18 protein-coding genes are annotated in these 21,190 nt (G+C 69.2%); 3 read left to right on the forward strand and 15 right to left on the reverse strand.

The window, feature by feature from the left end:
• The 7 genes from AC08OV_RS08460 to AC08OV_RS08490 form a co-directional block, all read right to left on the reverse strand.
• The coding region (locus AC08OV_RS08460) for an ATP-binding cassette domain-containing protein (protein ID WP_476619517.1) at nucleotides 1-434 on the reverse strand (434 nt) is incomplete at its 3' end.
• A gap of 7 nt (nucleotides 435-441) precedes the next feature.
• Nucleotides 442-1,269: a carbohydrate ABC transporter permease gene (locus AC08OV_RS08465; protein WP_476612781.1), complete on the reverse strand. Its 828-nt coding sequence runs from the start codon at nucleotides 1,267-1,269 to the stop codon at nucleotides 442-444.
• Nucleotides 1,256-2,272, reverse strand: a complete 1,017-nt coding sequence (locus tag AC08OV_RS08470; RefSeq protein ID WP_476619518.1) for a carbohydrate ABC transporter permease — start codon at nucleotides 2,270-2,272, stop codon at nucleotides 1,256-1,258. The genes AC08OV_RS08465 and AC08OV_RS08470 overlap by 14 nt, the downstream gene beginning before the upstream one ends.
• Nucleotides 2,272-3,681 (reverse strand): ABC transporter substrate-binding protein, encoded by a 1,410-nt coding sequence (locus tag AC08OV_RS08475; RefSeq protein WP_476612779.1) that lies wholly within the window; start codon nucleotides 3,679-3,681, stop codon nucleotides 2,272-2,274. The genes AC08OV_RS08470 and AC08OV_RS08475 overlap by 1 nt, the downstream gene beginning before the upstream one ends.
• A 121-nt stretch (nucleotides 3,682-3,802) precedes the next feature.
• Nucleotides 3,803-4,624, reverse strand: coding sequence for an MBL fold metallo-hydrolase (locus AC08OV_RS08480; protein ID WP_476596176.1), 822 nt, complete (start codon nucleotides 4,622-4,624; stop codon nucleotides 3,803-3,805).
• Between the two features lie 300 nt (nucleotides 4,625-4,924).
• Nucleotides 4,925-5,887 carry a LysR family transcriptional regulator gene (locus AC08OV_RS08485; RefSeq protein ID WP_476612783.1) on the reverse strand — a complete coding sequence of 321 codons (963 nt, stop codon included), beginning with the start codon at nucleotides 5,885-5,887 and terminating at the stop codon, nucleotides 4,925-4,927.
• A 221-nt stretch (nucleotides 5,888-6,108) separates the two neighbouring features.
• Complete coding sequence (locus AC08OV_RS08490) at nucleotides 6,109-6,687, reverse strand: acyl-CoA thioesterase (RefSeq protein ID WP_476612778.1); 579 nt, start codon at nucleotides 6,685-6,687, stop codon at nucleotides 6,109-6,111.
• Between the two features lie 206 nt (nucleotides 6,688-6,893).
• Between AC08OV_RS08490 and AC08OV_RS08495 the strand changes: the two genes are divergently transcribed.
• From AC08OV_RS08495 to AC08OV_RS08505, 3 genes are all read left to right on the forward strand, one after another.
• On the forward strand, nucleotides 6,894-7,436 hold the full coding sequence (locus tag AC08OV_RS08495; RefSeq protein ID WP_476612777.1) for a pyridoxamine 5'-phosphate oxidase family protein: 543 nt from the start codon (nucleotides 6,894-6,896) through the stop codon (nucleotides 7,434-7,436).
• 149 nt (nucleotides 7,437-7,585) lie between these two features.
• Nucleotides 7,586-8,752, forward strand: coding sequence for an acyltransferase family protein (locus AC08OV_RS08500; RefSeq protein WP_476619519.1), 1,167 nt, complete (start codon nucleotides 7,586-7,588; stop codon nucleotides 8,750-8,752).
• A 58-nt stretch (nucleotides 8,753-8,810) separates the two neighbouring features.
• On the forward strand, nucleotides 8,811-9,461 hold the full coding sequence (locus tag AC08OV_RS08505; RefSeq protein ID WP_476612775.1) for a TetR/AcrR family transcriptional regulator: 651 nt from the start codon (nucleotides 8,811-8,813) through the stop codon (nucleotides 9,459-9,461).
• A 44-nt stretch (nucleotides 9,462-9,505) separates the two neighbouring features.
• Here AC08OV_RS08505 and AC08OV_RS08510 read toward each other — a convergent pair whose 3' ends face one another.
• The 8 genes from AC08OV_RS08510 to AC08OV_RS08545 all read right to left on the reverse strand — a co-directional run bounded on the left by AC08OV_RS08510 (nucleotide 9,506) and on the right by AC08OV_RS08545 (nucleotide 21,187).
• Nucleotides 9,506-10,657 (reverse strand): acyl-CoA dehydrogenase family protein, encoded by a 1,152-nt coding sequence (locus tag AC08OV_RS08510; protein WP_476612774.1) that lies wholly within the window; start codon nucleotides 10,655-10,657, stop codon nucleotides 9,506-9,508.
• Between the two features lie 61 nt (nucleotides 10,658-10,718).
• Complete coding sequence (locus AC08OV_RS08515) at nucleotides 10,719-13,463, reverse strand: winged helix-turn-helix domain-containing protein (RefSeq protein WP_476612773.1); 2,745 nt, start codon at nucleotides 13,461-13,463, stop codon at nucleotides 10,719-10,721.
• Nucleotides 13,464-13,583: 120 nt separating this feature from the next.
• Nucleotides 13,584-15,143, reverse strand: a complete 1,560-nt coding sequence (locus tag AC08OV_RS08520) for a class I adenylate-forming enzyme family protein (RefSeq protein ID WP_476612772.1) — start codon at nucleotides 15,141-15,143, stop codon at nucleotides 13,584-13,586.
• Entirely contained in the window at nucleotides 15,140-15,328 is a 189-nt protein-coding gene (locus tag AC08OV_RS08525; protein WP_476612771.1) for a hypothetical protein, read from the reverse strand. Before AC08OV_RS08525 ends, AC08OV_RS08520 begins: the two co-directional genes overlap by 4 nt.
• An 11-nt stretch (nucleotides 15,329-15,339) precedes the next feature.
• Nucleotides 15,340-16,170 carry a hypothetical protein gene (locus AC08OV_RS08530; protein WP_476612770.1) on the reverse strand — a complete coding sequence of 277 codons (831 nt, stop codon included), beginning with the start codon at nucleotides 16,168-16,170 and terminating at the stop codon, nucleotides 15,340-15,342.
• A gap of 95 nt (nucleotides 16,171-16,265) precedes the next feature.
• Nucleotides 16,266-18,497: a hydantoinase B/oxoprolinase family protein gene (locus AC08OV_RS08535; RefSeq protein WP_476612769.1), complete on the reverse strand. Its 2,232-nt coding sequence runs from the start codon at nucleotides 18,495-18,497 to the stop codon at nucleotides 16,266-16,268.
• Nucleotides 18,498-18,717: 220 nt separating this feature from the next.
• The gene (locus tag AC08OV_RS08540) at nucleotides 18,718-20,844 is read right to left on the reverse strand and encodes a hydantoinase/oxoprolinase family protein (RefSeq protein ID WP_476612768.1); all 2,127 of its coding nucleotides are present in this window, start codon (nucleotides 20,842-20,844) and stop codon (nucleotides 18,718-18,720) included.
• Nucleotides 20,845-20,848: 4 nt separating this feature from the next.
• Nucleotides 20,849-21,187 carry an acetone carboxylase subunit gamma gene (locus AC08OV_RS08545; RefSeq protein WP_476619520.1) on the reverse strand — a complete coding sequence of 113 codons (339 nt, stop codon included), beginning with the start codon at nucleotides 21,185-21,187 and terminating at the stop codon, nucleotides 20,849-20,851.
• Between the last annotated feature and the right edge of the window lie 3 nt (nucleotides 21,188-21,190).

The raw sequence follows: 21,190 nt of genomic DNA on the forward strand, positions 1-21,190 counted from the left end.
CCGCCCGCCCCCCGGCGCAGAAACCCGAGGCGGCCGCGGTTGTGCTTCGCCTCGAGCCGCAGGCTGAAGGCGATGTTCTGCTCGACGGTGAGATGCGGGTAGAGGGCGAAGTCCTGGAAGACCATCGAGACCCCGCGCGCGCCCGGTGGCGTCGCCGTGACGTCCACCCCGTTGATCGTCAACCGGCCCTCGTCGGGGGTTTCCAGCCCGGTGATGACCCGCAGCGCGGTCGACTTCCCGCATCCCGACGGCCCGACGATCACGGTGAAGGACCGGTGCGGCAGATGCAGGTCGGCGACGTCGAGCGCGGGCTGCCCGGTGCCGCCGTACCGGCGCATGATCCCACGGAAGTGCACCCCCCCGCTGGGGGCGGGGAGCTCCGGCGGTGGCGCCTCGCCGAGGATCGGCCGGCTGGTCACGGTGGTGTCGGTCATCCGGTGCTCATCTCAGGCCAGCTTGGAGGAAAGCGTCGGTGATGCGGCGGGAGGCGAAGAGGTAGACGATGATCACCGGGATCGAGGCGAGCATGGCCCCGGCGAGCAGCGGGCCGTACTCTGGGCCCTCCTGGGTCTCGAACATCTGCAGGCCCGGCTGGATGGTCGTCGTGTCCGCGTGGGGCGCGACGAGGGTGGGCCAGAGATACTCGTTCCACGTCGTGATGAACACGACGATGGCCACCGCCGCGAGCGCGGGGCGCAGCAGCGGCAGGACAATGTGGCGCAGCGTCTCGGCGTGGCTGGCGCCGTCGAGGGTCGCGGCGCCGAGCAGGGTCGGCGGGATGCCGCGGATGTGCTCGCGCAGCAGCAGCACCGCCAGCGAGCAGGTGGCCAGCTGCGGCACGATCAGCCCGGCGAAGGTGTTGCGCCAGCCCAGCCGGGCGACCAGCAGGAACTGCGGGATCATCAGGGCCTGCGGCGGGACGACGAGGGCGATGAGCACCAGCGCGGAGACGAGCCGCTGCCCGGCGTGGGAGAAACGGACGAACGACCAGGCGGCGAGCACCCCGGCGACGAGGTGCAGGACGGTCACGCCCGTCGCCATGACGAAGGTGTTCAGCAGCAGCCGGCCGATGGGGAACCCGTCGATGGCGTTGCGGTAGTTGCTCAGGCTGGCCGGGATGGGCAGCGGGCTGGCGCCGTAGATGTCCACGGGCGGCTTGAACGAGGTGGTCAGCGCCCACAGCATCGGGAAGAGCATCGCGACGACCGCCATGGCGAGTACCACGTGCCGGCCGGCGGCGCGGGCGGCCCGGATGTCAGAGCGCGGCACGGCGCCTCCTGGTCAGTGCGGTCAGCGGGGCGGCAAGGACGGCCGCGAGCCGGGTGGTCGGCCGGTCCCGGCCCGGGGCGCCGAGCGTGCCGGCGGCGCGGCGGGCCAGCGTCGACAGGCCGAACAGGGCGCACAGCACCACCACGATCGTCAGCGCGGCCGCCGCGCCCGTCCCGGCGTCGAAGTAGGTGAACCCGTAAGTGTACAGACGGTAGTAGACGTTGTCGGTGGTGTTGTCGGGGCCGCCCTGGGTGAGCACAGCGATGTTGTTGAACGTCCACTGCCCGGCGAACACCGCGCACAGGAACGACAGCAGGATCGTGGTGCCACGCAGTTGGGGGACCACGAGACGGCGGGTGATCTCCCATTCGGTGGCGCCGTCGACGCGGGCGGCATCGAGGCAGCGCCGGTCGATCGCGGCCAGTGCCGCGCCGTAGAGCAGCATGTTGAGCGCGACGAACCGGGCCGCGGTGATGAGCGAGATGGCGGCGAGGGCGGTCGAGGGGTCACCGAGCCAGTCCCGCTCGCCCAGGCCCAGCCCGCCGGTGACGACGTTGACGATGCCACCGAGCGGGTCGAGGACGAACCGCCAGGACAGCGCGTTCGCGACGGGGGCCAGCATCACCGGCAGGAACAGCAGGGCCCGGTAGATGTCGCTGGTCCGACCGGGCCGCTTCCACAGCATGATCGCCAGTGCCATCGGGACGATCGTCGCGAAGGGCAGCATCACCAGGACATAGAGGCCGGTGCGGCTCAGCGCCCGGGGGAACTCTTCGCCCTCGAACAGGCCGCGGAAGTTGGCAAGCCCCACGAAGTCCCGGTCGGGTTTGATCAGGTCCCAGTTCGTCAGGCTCAGGTACGCCTCGAAGACCAGCGGCCCGTAGACGAAGACCGCCAGCGACACCAGCACCGGCGCCTGGTAGAGCCACGGCACAGCGCGGCGTGCCACCGTGGCCGGGAGGGCCCCGCGCGGGCGTGCCGCGCGGGGCCGGGTGCCGATCATCAGGAGGAGAGTGCGCGGATCTTCTCGGCGGCCTTGCTCAGGGTCGCCTGGGGATCGGCCCCGCGCAGGACGATCGGTTCGACGGCCTCGTCCTGCAGCACGACGACGGCCTGGTTGGCCTTCGCCCCGCGGAACGAGGTGTAGGGGGTGACGGTGTCGAGCTGGTCGAGGGCCGGTTCCAGCAGCTTCACGATCGGGGTGTCGGCGAGCTTCGTCGCCACGCTCTGCCGCAGCGGCAGGTAGCCGATCTTCGAGGTGATGATCTCGAAGCCCTCGTCGGAGGTGAGGAACTTGATGAACTCCCAGGCGGCGCGCTGCTTGGCCGGGTCCTTGGCCAGCACCGCGAGCCCGGCGCCGGAGTAGGTCGGGCGGGCGGGTTTGGTGCCGAAGGACGGCAGGCCCGCGGTGCGCAGCTCGAACTTGCCCGTCGCCGCCTTCTGGGCGCTGGCGAGCAGCGCCGTGCTGGTGACGAACATGCCGAGGTCACCCTTGGTGAACGCGGCCAGGGCCGCTTCGGCCTTGACCCCGGGCTGGGCACCCGAGGCGGTCAGATCGGCGATCGTGGCCAGCGCCTCGACGGCCGGCTGCTTGTCGAGGGTGACCGCGCCGGAGGAATCGACCAGCGACCCACCGTTAGAATTCACCACCGACTGGGTCAGGTAGTCCGACTTACCGCTGTCGACGACGCTGATGTAGACGCCCTCCTTACCAGTCGCCTTGATCTTCAAAGCGGCGGCCTTGACGTCGGCGAGGGTTGTCGGCGGCTGCTGCGGGTCCAGGCCGGCGGCGCGGAACAGGTCGGCGTTGTAGTACATGACCGGGATCGACATCGTGTACGGCATCGCCGCGACGACGCCGTTGGTGGAGACGGCCGACAGGATGTTCTTCGAGATGCCGGCGGTGGCCGGCTCCCACTCGCTGCCGGCGACCTTCTGGACCGGGGTGATCGGCAGGGCTTCGACCGCCTCGGCCATCTTGCTCCAGCCGATCTGGGCGACGTCGGGCGGATCACCGGCGGCGGTGTCGGTGCGCAGCCGAGTGAGGACGTCCTTCACCGCGACACCCTGCGGCTTGACCGTGATCTTCGGGTGCGCCTTGGCGAAGGCGTCGAGCAGTGCCTGGGTTCCCGTACCGCCGAGACCCGGGGTGCCGTAGTTGTAGGACAGGAAGGTAATGGTCGCCGGGGTGTCACCCTGCGGTGTCGCGGCCGGGGTACCGGAGGCGGTGTCGCTGTCCGAGCCGCAGGCCGCCACGGCGAGCAGGCCGACCGCGGCGGACAACGCCGTGACGACCAGCCGGGCCCGGTGCCGCCGCGGACGGCGGCCCGGGCGATCCTGTCCTGCGTCCCGCTCTTGTCCTGTGTCCCGTTCATGTCCAGCAGCATCGTCGTGCCGGGAAACGGCTGTCACACCAGTCGCCTTTCACGCGTCGGAGCAGTTGCGTCACCCGAGGGGTGATCGCATCCCGGGAACAGGTCGCCACCCGGGAACAGGTCGCCGCCCACGGGGGGCGGAAAGACGTCGGCGGAGGTCATGCGATGTCGAACTTGCGGGCCGGGGCGGCCAGGTGCACCGGCCCGTCGAACACCCGCTCGGCCTCGGCGCGCCGCGCAGCCAGCCACTCAGGGTCGTCGGTGACGAAGTGGGTGAGCACGAGCTGACCCACCCCGGCGAGCCGCGCCGCCTCGGCCGCGTCGAGGGCGCTGAGGTGGCCGTGGCCGCTGTCGTCGGTCAGCTCGAGAGTGGCCTCGGCGAGGAGGAGATCGACGCCGCGGGCGAGGTCGACGAGGGCGTCGGTCACCCCGGTGTCGCCGGTGTAGGCGAGGCTGGCGCCCGCCGTCTCGATGCGGATCCCGCAGTTCGGTACCGCGTGGCGCAGCCCGTGCAGGCTGACCATGCAGTCGCCGATCTTAAAGGTCTCCCCCGGGTCGTACTCGCGGACGTCGAAGGCGACCTCGAACGCCTTGTCCAGCAACGGGATGGTCGCGACCGGGAAAAGCCCGGCCAATGCCTGGAAGGTATCCAGGCCGCCCCGCGGAAGGTAAAGAGGAATCGGTTCGCTGCGCGCCGGAATATCACGTGCCGGGAGCGTCGGGAATCGCATGGGATATCGGGCCCGACTGGCCAGCAATGCCTTTCCCAGCGGGAGGAGATCATAGCAGTGATCGGAATGCAGATGACTGATCACAATACCGTCGAGCGCTGCGGGGTGCCCCAGCGCGCTCAGCGCCGTCGCGGCGCCGGGGCCGCAGTCCAGCAGCATCTTCGTCTCCGCGGTGCAGACGAGGTAGCTGGAGCTGCACTGACCGCCGGTCGGCATTCCCGACCGGCAGCCCAGGACGGTCAACCGCATACGTTCATCCGTTCATCTTGATGTTCCGCTCTTGGTGTTCCGTTGGGAACATGTGGAACATTCGGCGCCAGGGTGCGCGAGGATTTCCGCTGTCATCCGCGATGCTGCTGGGTGGCGCCGTCGCCGGCAATACGGAACTTTCGAACGGACGATTGCCCCGGCCAATCGCCATCTACACGGGCCGCCGCCGAACGGGCCCGTGACAAAGAACATCGGGCCGGCCCGGCGACGGGGCCCGAAGGTGCCACGGGGGCCCGAAAGTGCCGGGGGTGCCGCGAAAGGTACCGCAGGGGTGCGGGCTCAGCCGCCGGAAGCCGGCTGCCCGTCGTGGGCGAGGACCGGCACCTGCGGTGCGGGAGGTGCGGGGACGGCGTCCTCCCCGAAGGGACCCGCGTTGTCCAAGCTGCGCAGGAACGCCTCGACGACGGGCGGCGGGTCGGGGTGCCAGACCACCTGCACCCCGACGGTGGGCACCGGCTCGACGAGCCGCACGGCCGCCAGGCCCTTGCCGGGCACGAAACCGCTGCGGACGGACGAGGCGAATCCCACAACCGACTTCGTCGTGACGATGATCCCCGTGGCACTCGAGTCGTCGACCTCGTCGGCGACCGTCAGGCTGATGCCCGCCCGGCCGGCGGCGGCGAGGATCGCGTCGTGCATGGCGGGGCTCTGTTCCCGCCGGAACAACACACACCGTTGGCGCGCGAGCTCCCGGAACGACGCCTGCTGGCGGTCGGCCCACGGATGGTGGTGGCCGACGATGGCGACCAGCGGCAGGGTGAGAATCCGTCGCGACTGCAGCCCGGCGGCCGGCGCCCCGCCGAACACGAGCGCCACGTCCACCTTGCGGTCGTGCAGGGCAGCGAGCGTCGGTCCGCTGCGAGCCTCCCAGAGAACCGTGGAGATGCCGGGGTAGTCGGCGCCCAACCGGACGAGGGTCGGCTGGAGCACCCGCTGCCCGGCGGGGAAGTTGAAGCCGATGGTCAACACGCCCACGCGGCCCGAGGCCGCCTCCCGGGCCGCCGACACGGCCCGGCGCGCGGTGTCGAGGACCCGCCGGGCCTCGACCTCGAACGCACGGCCGGCCGCGGTGAGCCGCACCTCGTGGGAGGTCCGGCTGACCAGTTCGACACCGACCTCCCGTTCGAGGCGCTGGAGCTGCTGGCTCAGCGACGGCTGGGCCAGGTGCAGCCGGGCCGCCGCCCGCCCGAAGTGCAGTTCCTCGGCGATTGCGAGGAACGAGACGAGATAGCGGAACTCCATGCGAGTCTCCACGGCACCTCCCCGCAGAAAAATATCGTTCCGGAATACCGGCGGCGAAATAGAAAAAAAACGGACGGTGAAATTCCAGTGTTGATTGGTCATCCAGCCGGCCGGCCGCGGATCGTCGCCAGCCAGCTGGGGCTATGGATTATCGGCTTACCGGGCCTGCCGGGACTGCCGGGCCCGTCGGCCTTTCATTGATCATGATAGCTGGGTGGGCGTCAACACCGTTGATTATCTTGCTCGGGGCGAGGAAGGACCGGCCGGGCACCAGACGGCTGGCCGGGAATCGAACCGCCCGCGGCCAGCCCTCCCCCGCCCGCCGCGGACCGCGTCACCGCCGGGGACGGGGACGCCGGGGACGCCGATGTGGCGATGTCCGCATCCTCCTCGCTCGTCCGCGACGGACCACCGGCGCGGACCGGGAACCACACCGACTCCAGCAGGGCGCGCCGGTCCGGAGGTAGCGGGGTGGGAACGCCGTCGACCAGGTGCACCATGACGGTGTCACACAGCCCCAGGCAGACCTCGTCGAGGAAGAGGCCGGCACTATGCACGAACGACGACGCGCCGATCCGGCTTATCCCATGGCCGATCTCGTAGGTGGCGGGATAGTGCGCCTCGGCCAGGTAGTGGATGCTGAGCTGTGCGACGACGGGCGTGAACCCGGGCAGGCCACCCGGGTCCTCGGGGCGGAGCAACCGGGTGTGCAGTCTCACTCGGGTGTCCTCGTACAACGAGGCGATGGCGACGTTATTAAGGTGACCGAAGCTGTCCATGTCGCTGAACCGCGTGGGCATCGTCTGGCTCAGAGGGTAGCTGGCGAGGCTGAGCCTCGCCGGATCACGTCTCGGGTCCATTTCGCCACTGTGCCCCATCCGATCCGGCCGTGGAGGGTCAACATTCGGTCTTCTTCGTCATGCCGGCCCGCATCTCCCCGGCCGGTCGGATTCCGGCCAGCCGGAAAACGATGTAACGCTGTCGAGACGAGGCCGGTACTGAGGGGATGGGCAAGACCTACGAGCGCATCGACGGTCGGCTCCGGGCGTTCATCGAGGAGCAGGTGATCTTCTTCGTGGCGTCGGCGCCGCTGTCCGCCCAGGGCAGCGTGAACATCTCCCCGAAGGGTCGGGCCGGCACGCTCGCCGTGCTCGACGAACGGACCCTGGCCTACCTGGGCTTCGGCGGCAGCCACGCGGAGACCATCGCCCACCTACGCGAGAACGGCCGGATCACCCTGATGTGGTGCGCCTTCACCGGGCCACCGACCATCGTGCGGGTGCACGGCCGCGGCGAACCGGTCTTCCGGGACGATCCCCGCTTCCCCGAGCTGCTCACCCACTTCGACGCCGAGCAGGCGGGCGCCGCCGGGCTGCGCGCCGTCATCCTCGTCGCGGCGGAACGGATCAGCGACAGCTGCGGGTACGCCGTCCCGTTCATGGACTACGAGGAGTTCGCCGCCTACTGCGCGTCGAAGGAGTTCAACGGCACGAGCGTCGACGGCCTGCCCGCGCTCCCCCTCCCCCTGCCCGCGCGGGCGACTTCCTAGACCGCTGGTCCGGCTGCCCGACAAGGTCTGCTGTCATGGGGTGAGCGTGCGGCCCGCCGGCTCCGTCCCGGCGATCGCCGGGGCGCCGCGTCTGGCAACCTGGCGGTGTGTGGTCACCGTGGGGCGGGCTGCGCTCCATGGGCCGGTCCGTGGGCCGACTCGTCGAGTCCACCCCGCCGTCCCGGGCGCGCGACGTCGACTTCCTGCGCCTGGCGAGCGTCTGTGTCGTGGTGCTGTGGCACTGGGCCCTGTCCATCGACCACTTTCGCGGGGGCGTTCTCGTGATGCCCAATCCGATCGCGCGGATACCGTTCGCCTGGCTCGCGACCTGGCTGCTCCAGGTGATGCCGGTGTTCTTCGTCATCGGTGGCTTCGCTCACCTGGCGGCCTGGGACGCGGCCGGTCGCGCCCCCGGGTCTCCGCGCGGTGATCCCGCGCTTCCCTGGGGCCCGCGGGCGCGGCGCTTCCTGCGGGGGCGGCTGCGCCGCCTGCTGCCCCCGATGGCGGTGTTCGCCGTCGTCTGGGCGGCGGTCGACGCCGTCCTGCTGCTCGCGGTCCCCGACTACCCGGGTCTGCTGCGCTATGGACGGGCCGTGCTGGTGCCGCTGTGGTTTCTCGCGGCGTACCTGGGGGTCATCCTGGTCGTGCCGGTGACCGCGGCGGTCCATCGGCGGTTCGGCTGCCGGTTCATCCTGCTGCTGGGCGCGGCCGTGGCGCTCGTCGACCTGGCGCGGTTCGGCACCGGCAGCACGGTGTTCGGCTATGTCAACACCGGTCTCGTCTGGGTGTTCGCCCACCAGCTCGGGTATTTCTGGCGGGACGGCGCCCTGCGCGGGCCGCGGCGGGCGCTGCTGACGGCGCTCTGCGGGCTGGCGGGTCTGGCCCTGGTGACGACGCTCGACGAGTATCCGCGATCGATGGTCGCCACCGAGGGAACCAGGCTCAGCAACATGTTCCCGACAACCGCTGCGATCGCCGTGCTCGCCGTCTTCCAGCTCGGTCTGATACTGCTCGCCGTACCCGCCCTGAACCGGATGCTGGCCCGGCGCCGGCCGTGGGCGGCGGTCGTCACGGGCAACGCCGTAATCATGACCGTGTTCCTGTGGCACATGACGGCCCTGCTGCTCGCGATGGTCACGATGCGGGCGGTCGGGCTGCCGATGCCCGAAGAACCGACCGCGGCCTGGTGGGCCGGGCGGCCGCTGTGGGTGATCCTGCCCGCACTCTTCCTGGTGCCGTTGATCGTCCTGTTCGGACCGGTGGAGCGCCGGGCCGCGGCCCCGCGTGAACCGGCACGGGCCGGGCCGGACGACTGAGAACCTGAGTTAGCCAGTATTAACCAGGCGGGCACCGGCTGTCCCGGAAGGCGGTAATGTGCCGACCGTGTCCTTCAGCCTCGAAGAACCGCCGCCAGCAGGATCGCGCCGGGAGCGTATCCTCGCCGCCGCGGCCCGGCTGATGGCCGAGCGCGGGTACCACGGGGTGAGCATCAACGACATTGGCCGGGCCGCGGGCGTCTCCGGGCCGGCGTTGTACAAGCATTTCCCGAGTAAGCAGGCGATCCTCGGCGAACTGCTGATCGGCATCAGTGAACGCCTGCTCACCGAGGGCACCCGTCGCGCGGCCGCGGTGCCCAGTCCGGACGGCACCCCCAGTCCGGACGGCACGCTGGACGCGCTCGTGCGCTGGCACGTCTCCTTCGCTCTCGACTCACCCGAACTGATCCGCGTTCAGGATCGCGACCTGAGCAGCCTGAACCCGGCCGACGCGCACACCGTGCGCCGGCTGCGACGCGGCTACGTCGAGCTCTGGGCCGCCCAGCTGCGCGCCCGCAGCCCCGAACTCGCCGAGGACACCGCCCGCGCCGCCGTCCACGCCACCTTCGGCCTGCTGAACTCCACCCCCTACAGCGCGGTGACGATGAGCCGGCCGCAGCTGGCGGACCTGCTGCACCAGCTCGGCCTGGCCGCCCTGCTCGCCGCGGGAACGCGGCACCCGGCACCCGGGCCGGCCACCAGCCACTGATGATCTTTCGCGGGGTGCCGGCAGTGTTCTGGCGAGCCTCGTCACTACAGACCCAGTTCGCGCGCGATCAGCATCTTCTGGACCTCGCTGGTGCCCTCGCCGATCTCCAGGATCTTGGCGTCCCGCCAGTGCCGGGCGACCGGGTATTCGTTCATGAACCCGTAGCCGCCGTGGATCTGCGTGGCCTCGCGGGCATTCGTCACCGCCGCCTCCGAGGAGAACAGCTTCGCCATCGCCGCCTCCTTCTTGACGGGCAGGCCGGCGAGCATCCGGGAAGCCGCGTCGTAGTAGGCGGCACGGGCCACGTACGTCCGCACCTCCATCTCGGCAATCTTGAAGGCGATTGCCTGGTTGCGGCCGATCGGCGCGCCGAATGCCTCCCGCTGCTTCGCGTATTTCACGCTCTCGTCCACGCAGGCCTGCGCCAGCCCGACGGCCAGCGCGGAAATCGCGATCCGGCCCTCGTCCAGGATCTGCAGGAAATTCGCATAGCCGCGGCCGCGCGCACCGAGCAGATTCTCCGCAGGAACCCGCACGTCGTCGAAGGCCAGCGGGTGGGTGTCGGAGGCATGCCAGCCGACCTTCGAGTAGGCCGGGCCGGCGGTGAAGCCAGGGGTGGGCACCGGCACCAGGATGGACGAGATCTCCTTGCGCCCGGCCGGGGTCCGCCCAGTGACAGCGGTGACGGTGACGAGCCGGGTGATGTCGGTACCCGAGTTGGTGATGAAGGCCTTCGAGCCGTTGATGACCCAGTCGCCGCCGTCGAGCCGGGCGGTGGTGCGGGTGCCGCCAGCGTCGCTGCCCGCCTCTGGTTCGGTCAGCCCGAACGCGGCCAACGCCCGCCCGCTGGCGAGCAACGGCAGCCACTCCTCCCGCTGTGCCGGCGTGCCGAACCGGTAGATCGGCATCGCGCCGAGGCCAACCCCGGCCTCCAGCGTGATCGCCACCGACGAGTCGGCCCGGGCCAGTTCCTCGATGGCCAGGCAGAGGGCGAAGAAGTCGGCGCCCTGCCCGCCGTACTCCGCCGGGAACGGCAGACCGAACAGGCCCATGTCGGCCATCTGCGCGACGACCTCGTACGGGAACGTCTTCTCCTCGTCGTGCCGCGCCGCCGCGGCGGCGACCACCTCGCGGGCGAACGCCTCCACGGTCTTGCGCAGGGCTTCCTGCTCCTCGCTGAGCCGGGTGTCAGGCATCGCTGTCCTCCCCGTCGTGGAAGCGGCACCCGCTACCAGGGCCTCAGGGCTACCAGGGCGCTCAGGTCAGGATCCGGCGGCGGCGGGCCTCCGAGACCGATTCCCCGCGCCGAGCGACCCCGAGCTTGGTGTAGATGCTCTTGAGATACCACTTGACGGTGTTGATGGTCAGGCCGAGGTTACGCGCGATTTCCTTGTTCGACAGTCCGCGGTCCAGCAGACGGAGGATGTCAATCTCGCGGGCGTTGAGCGGTTCTTCCGGAGCGGGGTTCCGCTCGGCCAGGCGGTCGATGATGGGGATCGCCGCCCGTTCCGCGTCCGCGTGGGCCGTGGCGAGCAGCTTGGACAGGTAGTCGGAGGGCACAGTGGGCAACTCCGCCGGCCACCGGCGGCACCGGCTCGCGTCCCGCAACTCGCCAATGATCTTCAGGAGTTCCGGTCCGGCGTCGGTAATGGTGCGCACCAGACCGCGGCGGGCCCCGGCGACGACGGCGGGCACGAGGGTGCGCAGCGCGGTGTTGGTGTCGCCGGTCAGCGAGTGCACCACCGCGAGGTCGATACGCGCGGCCGTTTCGGCGTACCGCCAGGCCACGGAGCTGCTCTCCTGGTGCATCTGGGACAGCAGCCGCAGGGCACCGTCGTAGTCGGCCTGGGCGGCCATGACCCGCGCGCGCATCGCGAGCTGGTAGTGGCGGGTGGCCATGGCGATGCCGTCGCCGCCGCGGGCGACGTCGTCGCCGTGGCGGGCGAGCACGTTCTGGGCGCGCCCGAGGTCCCCCCGGGCCAGGTGCAGCCGCAGGCGTTCGTGGTCGACGGCGGCCGACAACCGAGGCAGGACGAGCTGGCTCGCCGCCTCGCTGCCCTCGTCGAGCAGGTGCCAGACGTCCTCGATCTCACCGCGCAGGGTCTTGATGCGGGCCAGCGTGGAGTAGGTGGCGATCATAAGATCGGCGACGCCGCTTTCGGCACCGAGCTCATGGCACTCCTCCAGCAGCCGCTCGGCGGCATCGGTGTCGCCCCGCTCGTAGTACAGCCGGCCCAGCAGCGCGCCGGCCAGCCGGGCGGCGTGCGAGCGCGGCCCGGCGGCTTCGCGGGCGAGGGCCACGGCTTCCCGGTACAGGCGTTCGGCGGCCACCAGGTCAAGCTGGGCGAACGCCGCGAGCCCGGCGAAGCAGCGCCCGTACACGCCGGCGAAAGGCCCGCGGGTGGTGTCGTGGAAGGCGTTGGCCCACCGCTGCCGCGCCTGCGCGGTGTCGTAGGCGAAGGTGTGGATGTCGACGAAGGTCCGGATGTTGGACGACACCGCGACCAGCCACGGCCGGTAGCCGGAGTTCTTCACAATGTAGGGGGCGACCAGGTCAGCGGCGCGGTCGATCCGGTCACCGTAGACGTCGATGCAGGCCTGGACGACATCGGCCTCGCCGAGGATGTCCTTACCGGTGTCGCTGGTGTCGTCGGGTGCCAGGGCGGCACGCACGTGGTCGAGCGCGACCTGCGCGGGCTGCGCCCGTTGCAGCAGACAGTTGGCCCAAGCGATCGCGATCTGCAGCCGCGGCCGGCCGGGCAGCAGCGCCGGCGGCAGCTTGTTGACCAGGCCGAGCAGGGTGGCCATCCGGCTGTGCTCCACCAGGTGCATGGCCCGCCGCTCCACCAGATCCACCGCCCCGGCGTCGTTACCGGCAGCCAGGGCATGGGTGACCGCCTCACCGAGCAGACCATGATCAGCAAACCAGGCCGACGCGGTCCGGTGCAGGGTCACCACCCAATCCTCATGATCACGCTCCAGGCGGCGGCGCAGGTAACCCGCGAACAGATGGTGATAGCGAAACCATTCCCGGTTGTCGTCGAGCGGCCGCAGGAACAGGTCCCGCCGTTCCAGCTCCTCCAACAGCGCCTGCCCCCGCCGCTGCCCACTCACCGCCGCCGCCAGATCACCGCAGAGCCGATCACAGACGGAAGTCGTGAGCAGGAAGTCGAGCAGATCCGCGGGCAGCGCATCGAGCACGTTCTCGGCGAGATAGTCACCCAGGGAGTGATGCCGCCCGGAGAAACCGCGGATCAACGCCGACGGGTCGGCGCTGTCACGCAGCGACAGGGTCGCCAGCTGCAACGCGGCGACCCAGCCGTCGGTACTCGACCACAGCCGATGCACGTCCGTGCTGTCGAGATCCAACGCGTTGAGCTCGAGCAGGAAGGCCGCGGACTCCCGATGGTCGAACCGCAGCTGCGTGGCGTCGATCTCCGTCACCTGGTTACGCACCTTCAGCCGGCCCACGGCCGGCGACCGGGTCCGGCTGGTGACGATCAGATGCAGGTTGGCCGGACCCACCTCCAGCAGGAACTCCAACGCGGCAACGGCCTGCGGGGCATCGATGAGATGCCAGTCGTCGAGCACGACCGCCAACGGCCGCCGATGCTCGGCAACCTGATTGACCAGCTCGGTGAGCACATACCGCTGCGCGTCGTCGGAATGCCCCTCCAGCACCTCGACCAGGTCACCGGCCAGGGTCGGTTCGACCCGGCGCACCGCCTCGATGAGATGGCTGAGGAACCACACCGCGTCGTTGTCGTCCCGGTCGAGACTCAGCCACGCCACCGGCACCCCCTCGGCGCGCAGCACCCGCTGCCACTGCACCGCCAGCGTGGTCTTCCCGAACCCGGCCGGCGCGTGGATCAAAGCCAGCCGCCGGGCCCGGCCGTCCCGCAACACGTCGAGGAGCCGGTCCCGGCCGACCAGCTGGGTGTCATAGGTGGGTGCCTGAAACTTCGTGGACACGGCCAGCGTGGGACGTGCCTTGGTGTCCATCCAGCTCGCCTCGCTTCCGAGGGCTCCCCGCCCGGCTCCCCTGCCACGCGTTCGTGACGATACTCACAGGCCCTCGAGCTGATTTTCGCACTGGCCGCCCAGGCCGCAATACTTTGGGCGTCACCAACCGGGCCAGCCGGCCCGCAGCGCCTTCTTGTCCAGTTTGCCGTACACGGTGGTCGGCAGGGCCTCGACGACCCGCACGGCCTTGGGCTGCTTGTACCGGGCAAGCTCCACCCGGCAGTGCGCCAGCAGCTTGGCCTCGTCGAACGCACCGGTATCGTCGGGCACGACGAACGCCACGACCGCCTCACCCCAGTCCGGATGCGGCACCCCGACGACCGCGACCTGCCCAACCCCCGGACAGGCCGCCGCCGCGTTCTCCACCTCCGTGCTGTACACGTTCATCCCACCGGTGATGATCATATCGTTCTTGCGATCCAGCAGATAGACGTACCCCTCGGCATCCATCCGCCCGATATCCCCGGTGTGCAACCACCCGTCCCGCAACGCCTTGGCGGTCTGCTCGGGCCGGCCCCGATACCCCACCATCGTGTACGGCGTGGCGGCGACGATCTCCCCGACCTGACCGCGGGGCAGCTCCCGGCCAGCCTCGTCGACCACCTTGACCGCGGCCATGACGACCGGCTGACCACAACTGGCCAGCCGATGCTCCCCGTCAGGATCAAGACGATGATCCTCATGGCGAAGACGGGTGATGAAGTTCGGCGCCTCCGACTGCCCGTACAGCTGCATGAACACCGGGCCGAGCACCTCCAGGCCCTGCTCCAGCCGCTCCCGGGTGATCGGCGCGGCACCGTACAGGATGGTCCGCAGCGAGCTGAGATCCAACGCGCAGCCCGCCGCCCGGTCGAGCACCCGATAGATCATCGTAGGTACCATGAACGTGAAGGTCACCCGGTCGGCGGTGATCCGCTCAAGCACCAGCTCCGGGTCGAACCTGGTCTCCAGGAAGTGCCGGGCTCCCTTGAGCATCCCGGCCTGCAGCAGGAAACCCGCGCTGTGCGGCAGCGGCGACATCACCAGCAGCACCTCGTCGTCGAGCAGCCCCATCTCCATCACATGCGAGAACAGATTGAGCGCGAGATTCCGCTGGGTGTGCATCACCCCCTTGGGCAGACCGGTCGTACCCCCGGTATAGACGATCAACCCCGGGTCGGTGGGTGCCGGGGCGACCTCCGGCACGGTGGTCGGCTGCCCGGCCAGCGCGTCGCGCCACGCCACCACCCCGCCCGGGCAGTCGTCCGGGTCGGCGACGGCGATGACCGTCTCCAACAGGGGCGGCGCGGAGTTCAGCGCCGCCGGGAGCATCCCCGCATCGGCGAGGACGACCCGGGCCTCACTGTCCCGCAGGATGTAGTCGATCTCGCTGGCCGACAGCATGTCGTTGAGCGCCACCTTGACCGCACCACACCGCAGGATCGCCTGATCAGCGACGATGTACTCGGGCCGGTTGGACATCATCAACGCCACCGACACCCCCGGCCCCACCCCCGCCGCGCGCAGCCGGTGCGCGAGCTGGTTCGCCGCGGCCACGATCTCGCCGTACCCGTAGGTCCGCCCCTGGTAGTGCAGGGCGGGACGCGCACCGAACCGGTCCAACGCGTCGACGAACACCGCTTTCAGGGTCAGGTCACTTTTCCCGGTGAGATCACTCATCGCACACGCTCCAGGACACTCGCATAGTTGGCGACCGCCAGGCCACCCATGTTGAACACCCCGGCGACGGTGGCCCCGGGGATCTGCATCGCCCCGGCGTTACCGGTGAGCTGCAGGACCGCCATCACATGCTGGAGACGGCCAACCGGGGTATGACCCCAGCCCACGATCTCCACGTCGTCCACGCCGAATCCCTTCAGTGCCTGCCGGCGGCCAGGGCGGTGAGCCTGGTCAGCACGATTTCCGGGGAGGCCTCGGTGGGGATCTCACCGAACCGGAACCCACGCTTGGCGGCGGCGTCGACCAGCCGGGCGGCCTCGCTCGTATCGCTCCACACCTCCGCTGGCAGTCCCCCGCCGTAGCGCCGGTCGTCGAGCAGGACGTCGGCTGGCAGGTGCGGCAGGAGCAGCAGGTCACCGGGCAGCTTGGGGTCGAGCTGGTCGGGGCCGGTCACGCCGTTCAGTCGGACCGCGGTGATCCAGCCGTAGTGCCCGGCCGCGGCCAGCAGACTCGACCAGGCGTCGGTCTCGTCCTCATCCGGCCCGCCCGCCGTGTCACAGGTGATCTGCAGCCCCCGGACCGGCCGGTCCGCCACCGAGCGGATCACCTCCAGCAGGCCGGTCGCGACGTCGTCGAGCGCGTCGAAGTCGACCTCCGCACCGGGCGCGAGCAGCCTGCGCGGTGACGGGCAGTCCAGCACCAGGTCGACACGATCGCCGAACTGGTGCAGCAGCGCGTCGAGAGTGTCGGCCAGCACGCGGCGCGGCGCCGGCAGCTCCAACGCCGTACAGACGGCAGCGGCCTCGCTACCACCGGCGAGGTAGCGGGAGAACGGACCTGAGACGTTGGCACCGTACACATCGGACCGCAGTAACCGGTGTGCCTGTGCACTCGCCGCGACCAGCGTGGCCGGATCGTCATACCAGCGCTCGGGGGCGCCGGCGAAGACCCTCCACACGTACCGGTCGCAGTCCAGCCAGGTCAGGGTGTCACGCCTGGCGTGGATCCAGTCGTCCGCAGCGTTCATCGTTCTCCCGCCGTCCTCATCAGTCCCGCAGCATCAGGATCGGTCCCGCAGCATCAGGCCCGCGCCGTCAGCCCTGCACCGTCAGTCCTGCACCGTCAGTCCTGCAGCTCCGCCAGCTTGGCCTCCAGCTGCGCGATCCGCACGTCCTTCGGGTCGGGCATCATCACCGGCACGATCGCGTCCGCGGGGCAGGTGTCCTGCGGAGTGCCGCGGAACAGCACCTGCGGATCGCCCCAGGAGCCGAAGAACGGCACGTCGGCCGGAGGCGTCTCGGTCTCCCACTCCTGGACGAACTCCGCGTACGGCTTGCCCCGCCGCAGCCGAGCCGCCCGCTCGGCCTCCCGGGCCGCCGTGGTGCCCTCGGCGTCCACCGCGGCGGTGTCGGGGTTGAGCACCACGTGGTAGATGTCGCGGACGGTGTCCATGGACACCAGGCCGTCGCGGTAGTCGGAAGCCACCAGCTCGGGATCGCGTTCGAGCACGTCCCCGTAGCCACCGCCGGTGCCCTGGGTGAGCATGTACAGCTCGCCGCGCTCGGCGAGCTCGAACTGCATGCCCATGTGATGCGTCGAGTAGGTCGCGTCCGGGAACGGGCGCTCGTTCATCAGTTCCTCGACGGTGTAGCGCAGCAGTTCGCGCTGGTTGTCCATCACCTTGAAGATGTCGACATTCTTGATCTTGCACAGCGGGTAGGCGCCGGGGCCGTAGCCGCCGAAGATGCCGTGCGAGCTGGGGAACTTCGAGCCGATGCTGCACGCCATGAAGCCCCACATGGCGCTGTCCTTGACGGTGGCGATCTGCTGGTAGCCCTGGCCGCCGCGGAACTTGCCGAAGCCCTGGTTGTCCCGCATCACCCTGTTCGGCACTATCTTGAGAATCGGGACTTCTTCCTCGATGAGCTCCTGCTCCCCGATGTCGGCCATGGGCGCGAAGATCGGGGCGACCGCGTGCTCGCCGTCCCGGTTGGACCGCGCGGCCCCGCCCATGCCGTTGAGGTCGGCACACACGTTGCCCACCAGCTCGCCGTGCTGGGTGACGCCACCGTAGATGAACGTGACGATCATGTTGAACCAGCCGGCGATGACGTCCGTAGAGCGTTCACCCGCACTGTAGAGGAGCTTCGGCGTCGCCAGCTGGGCCGCGGTGAAGGAGGGGAAGAACGTCATCATGCTCTGCGCGTTCGGCGCCTCCGGCGAACAGTTCAGCGCCGACCGCGGGTCGGTGAGAACGGTCATCGGCTCGAACACCGCCTGGTTTCGCGGCAGGTCCGGCCACACGAAGGTCAGGAACTCCTGGGCCAGCATGCCCTTCATCGACGAGAGGATCGTGTTGTTGGCTCGGTTCAGGAATTCCGGCGACGAGCCCCGGAAGTCCAGGATCAGCTCGTCGTCCTTCTTGGTCATCGCCAGTCTGATCTTGACCAGACAGTTCTCGCGCAGCGTCCCGTCCGCGAAGACGTTCTGCCGCACGGTGCCCTCCGGCCACGACCTCAGCCGGCGGCGGACCTCGTCGGCGGTGTCAGTCAGGGTGCGCCGCAACGTGGCGATGACCGCGTCGACACCGTACTCGGCGATGGTGTCGTGGATCCGGTCCCTTGTCCGCATCGCCGCGTACAGCTTGGCCTTCATGCCCTCCAGCTGCAGCTTCGGCTCGCGCACCGAGTTCTGCAGGAAGGTCATGAGGTCACGGCGGAACGTGTAGTTCTCACCGACCTTGATCGGCGAGATCTTCAATCCCTCGTCGAACGGGGATTCCGCCGCCGAGGGCATACCACCGGGTTCGGTGGCGCCGTTCTCCCCCTCGTGGCAGACCGCGCCGGCGAAGCAGATCAGCTGCCCCTCGTGGAAAACCGGGATGAGGATGCTCTGGTCGGTGTTGTGGACGTTGCCGTAGCGGGCGTCGTTGTGCATGAAGACATCGCCCTCACGGACCCCGACCGTCGGCTCATCCACCCAGTACTTGACAATGAACTTGACCGGGTGCTGCGTGAGCACCGAGAACAGCAGCACACCACCCATGCTGGACAGGGCGAGGTCACCCGAGGCCGTCCACACCCCGGAGATCAGGTCGCCCCACTTCGCGCCCGGCGCCGCGCCCATCTGCTCGACCATGTCGAAGGACTCGTTACACGCGGTCTGCAGCTTGTGCCGCACCAGGTTGATCTGCTCGGGATCGGTGAACCGCGCGAGCGCCTCCGTTTCGCGGGGCGACTCCGGGGCGAGATGGTGGCTTTGCATGATCTCGGGGTCGGGCCCGAGGAACAGGACGTTTTCTTCGAGGAACTTCTCGACGAGCGACTTGCCGTCAGCGTGGTCGGGCTGGCTCATGAATCTACACCTTCTGGTAAGACGTGCCTGGCGGGCGAGGGCGAGCGGCTTCCCAGGCCCGGCACAGGCTACGCGAAACGGACGAGGGGTTGATGACGCCGACTTTGCTGGTTTCCATCAACCCGACAACGCGTTCTGCTCAGTACAAGAATTTTCCATCAATACGCGCTAGCCGGCCAGCTACGCCATCGGGATGAAACCTCCTGAGCGGGGAGCCCGCTCAGATGGTCCGAACGAGCACCGCGGAGCCGGTGCGGCCGATGGTCAGCTGCCATCCGGGTTCGGCGAGGTAGGTCGTGCTCGGAGTTTCGATCAGGGCGGGGCCCTCGATGACGTGGCCTTCTTCGAGGTCGGCGAAGTCGTAAACGGCGGTCTTGACCGCGCCGTCGATGCCCGGGTAGTGGCATTCCCGCCACCGGGCGGGGTTCGACGCGGGGCGCGGCTCGGCCTGGGTGGGCTGCAGGTCGAACTTGTCGCGTTCGACGTAGCTGACCACGCGGATGACGTTGATGCGCACACCGGCCTCGGGTGCCTGGCTGCCTTCGCCGTACCGCTTGGCGTAGATGCTGCTGAACAGGTCCAGCAGTTTGATCACGTCGCGGTGTGAGGTGAGCCGGTCGAACGGCGACACGACCCCGATCTGGGCGAGCTGGTTGCCGTAGCGCATGTCCAGCTCCACCCGCGAGCGGATGTTGGCGGGGTCGGCGCCCTGGCGGAGGAGGTCGTCGCGGCCCTTCGCGGCGAGTTCCGTCACCGTGTCGTTGAAGATCTGGAAGTCGTCCAACATCTTGCGGGTGGTGGCGTCGTAGACCATCAGGTACAGCGAGTACTCGTGGATGTGCAGCTGGTTCATATTGCCGGCGCCCAGCGCGGAGAACACCGAGCTGAACGGCGGGATCAGCACATTCTGGATACCCAGCGTGTTGGCGTATCCGCAGGCATGCAGCGGACCACCGCCGCCGTAGCTGAGCGCGACGAAGTTCTTCGGGTTATAGCCCTTGACCGCGACCTCCTTGAAGATCGCGTTGGCCATGTTGCTGTCCACCTTGCGCTTGATCGCCTTCGCCGCCTCGATCAGGCTCAGTCCGGTGGGCTTGCAGATGTGCTCCTCGATGGCCCGCTGCGCCCGGCGCAGGCTGAGCTTGATCGTGCCACCGGCGTAGTTGTCCGCGTCGAGGTAGCCCAGCACTAGGTTCGCGTCCGTGGTGGTCGGGAACCGCCCGCCCCGGCCGTAGCAGGCCGGGCCCGGGTCAGAACCGGCGCTTTCCGGGCCGACCTCGATGGCCTCCCACAGGCGGTCGTAGCGGGCGATGGAGCCACCGCCGGCGCCGAGGGTGTGCAGGTAGGTCATCGGGGTGGAGACGAGCCAGCGGTCGATGACCGGGTTGAAGTCGTAGAACTTCACCCCGTCGGAGGTGACCAGGCCGATGTCGAAGCTGGTGCCGCCCATGTCGGTGGCGATGACGTTGGGCTGGTGGTAGGTCTTCGACAGGTAGTTGGTGGCCTCCAGCCCGGCGACCGGTCCGGAGTGGATGGTCTGCAGCGAGGAGGTCGAGTTCAGCTGGGCCATGCCGCTGGTGTTGTGCACCAGCAGCATCGGCTTGGTGTAGCCGTTGCGGCGCAGCTCGATCTCCAGCGACGCCAGCCCGTGGTACATCTGGCTGTGCAGGTAGGCGTCGATGACCGCCGACATGGTCCGGGCGTACTCACCCTTGCGGCCGGTCACCCGGTGCGACAGCACGATCGGGATCGCCCCCAGCATGTGCGTGGGGTACTCGTCGAGGATGATCCGCTCGACTTCCTTCTCGTGGGCCGGGTTGATCACCGCGTTGACCAGCGCGACCACGAACGCCTGCGCGCCCTCGTCCACCAGCTTGCGCACCTGGCGGTGCACGTCGCCCTCGTCGATGGACAGCACCGCTGTGCCGCCGTAGTCGATGCGTTCCTGCACTCCGGCGATCCGGGTCACCGGCACCAGCGACACCGGCCGGTCCGCGGCGGGCAGGTCGGACTGCTGGGCCTCGGTCAGCCCATCGCCGTAGCCACGGGCCCGCATCAGCGGCACGGTCGATTCGAAACCGGCGGTGGTGAGGATGCCGACCGCCGGACCGCTGCGTTCGATGAGCGCGTTCGTCCCGAGGGTCGTGGCGTAACGCACCGCGTCGACGGTCGAAAGCACCGTCTGCACATCCAGGCCGGCCTGGGCGCTGGCCTTTGCCAGGGCATCCATGAACCCGGAGGCGAGGTTGTGGTGCGTGGTCAGCGACTTCGCCTCGATGTAGGCGTCGTCGTAGACAAGAAAGCAGTCGGTGAACGTACCACCGATGTCAACGCTTACCTGCCGCATGTCCCTAGCCCTCCACAACGCTGAGGTGACGACGCTTCAACGCGTCGATATCGAGTTCGAGGTCGTGTGTCAGCGGATGACCAGGCGGCAGGTACTCGTTCTCCACCTGCGTCCCGCAACCCGGGCAGTAGAACTCGACGATCCGGCACCAGGCCGGGTCGGGGGCGTAGGTGAACTCGTAGCTCTCGTCCAGGATCGGCCGGTGAATCTCCCGCGGGTCACGGTTGTAGACCAGCAGCCCGGTCTTGTAGTTCTCGCGGGCGTTCGCGATGTCCTGCCCGCACACCCGGCAGGTCCATCGCTCGGTCGCCAGATTAATCGCGAGATACTCGGTAATGTTCACGGT

The organism is Frankia sp. CeTa3Moorea, from assembly GCF_978021225.1.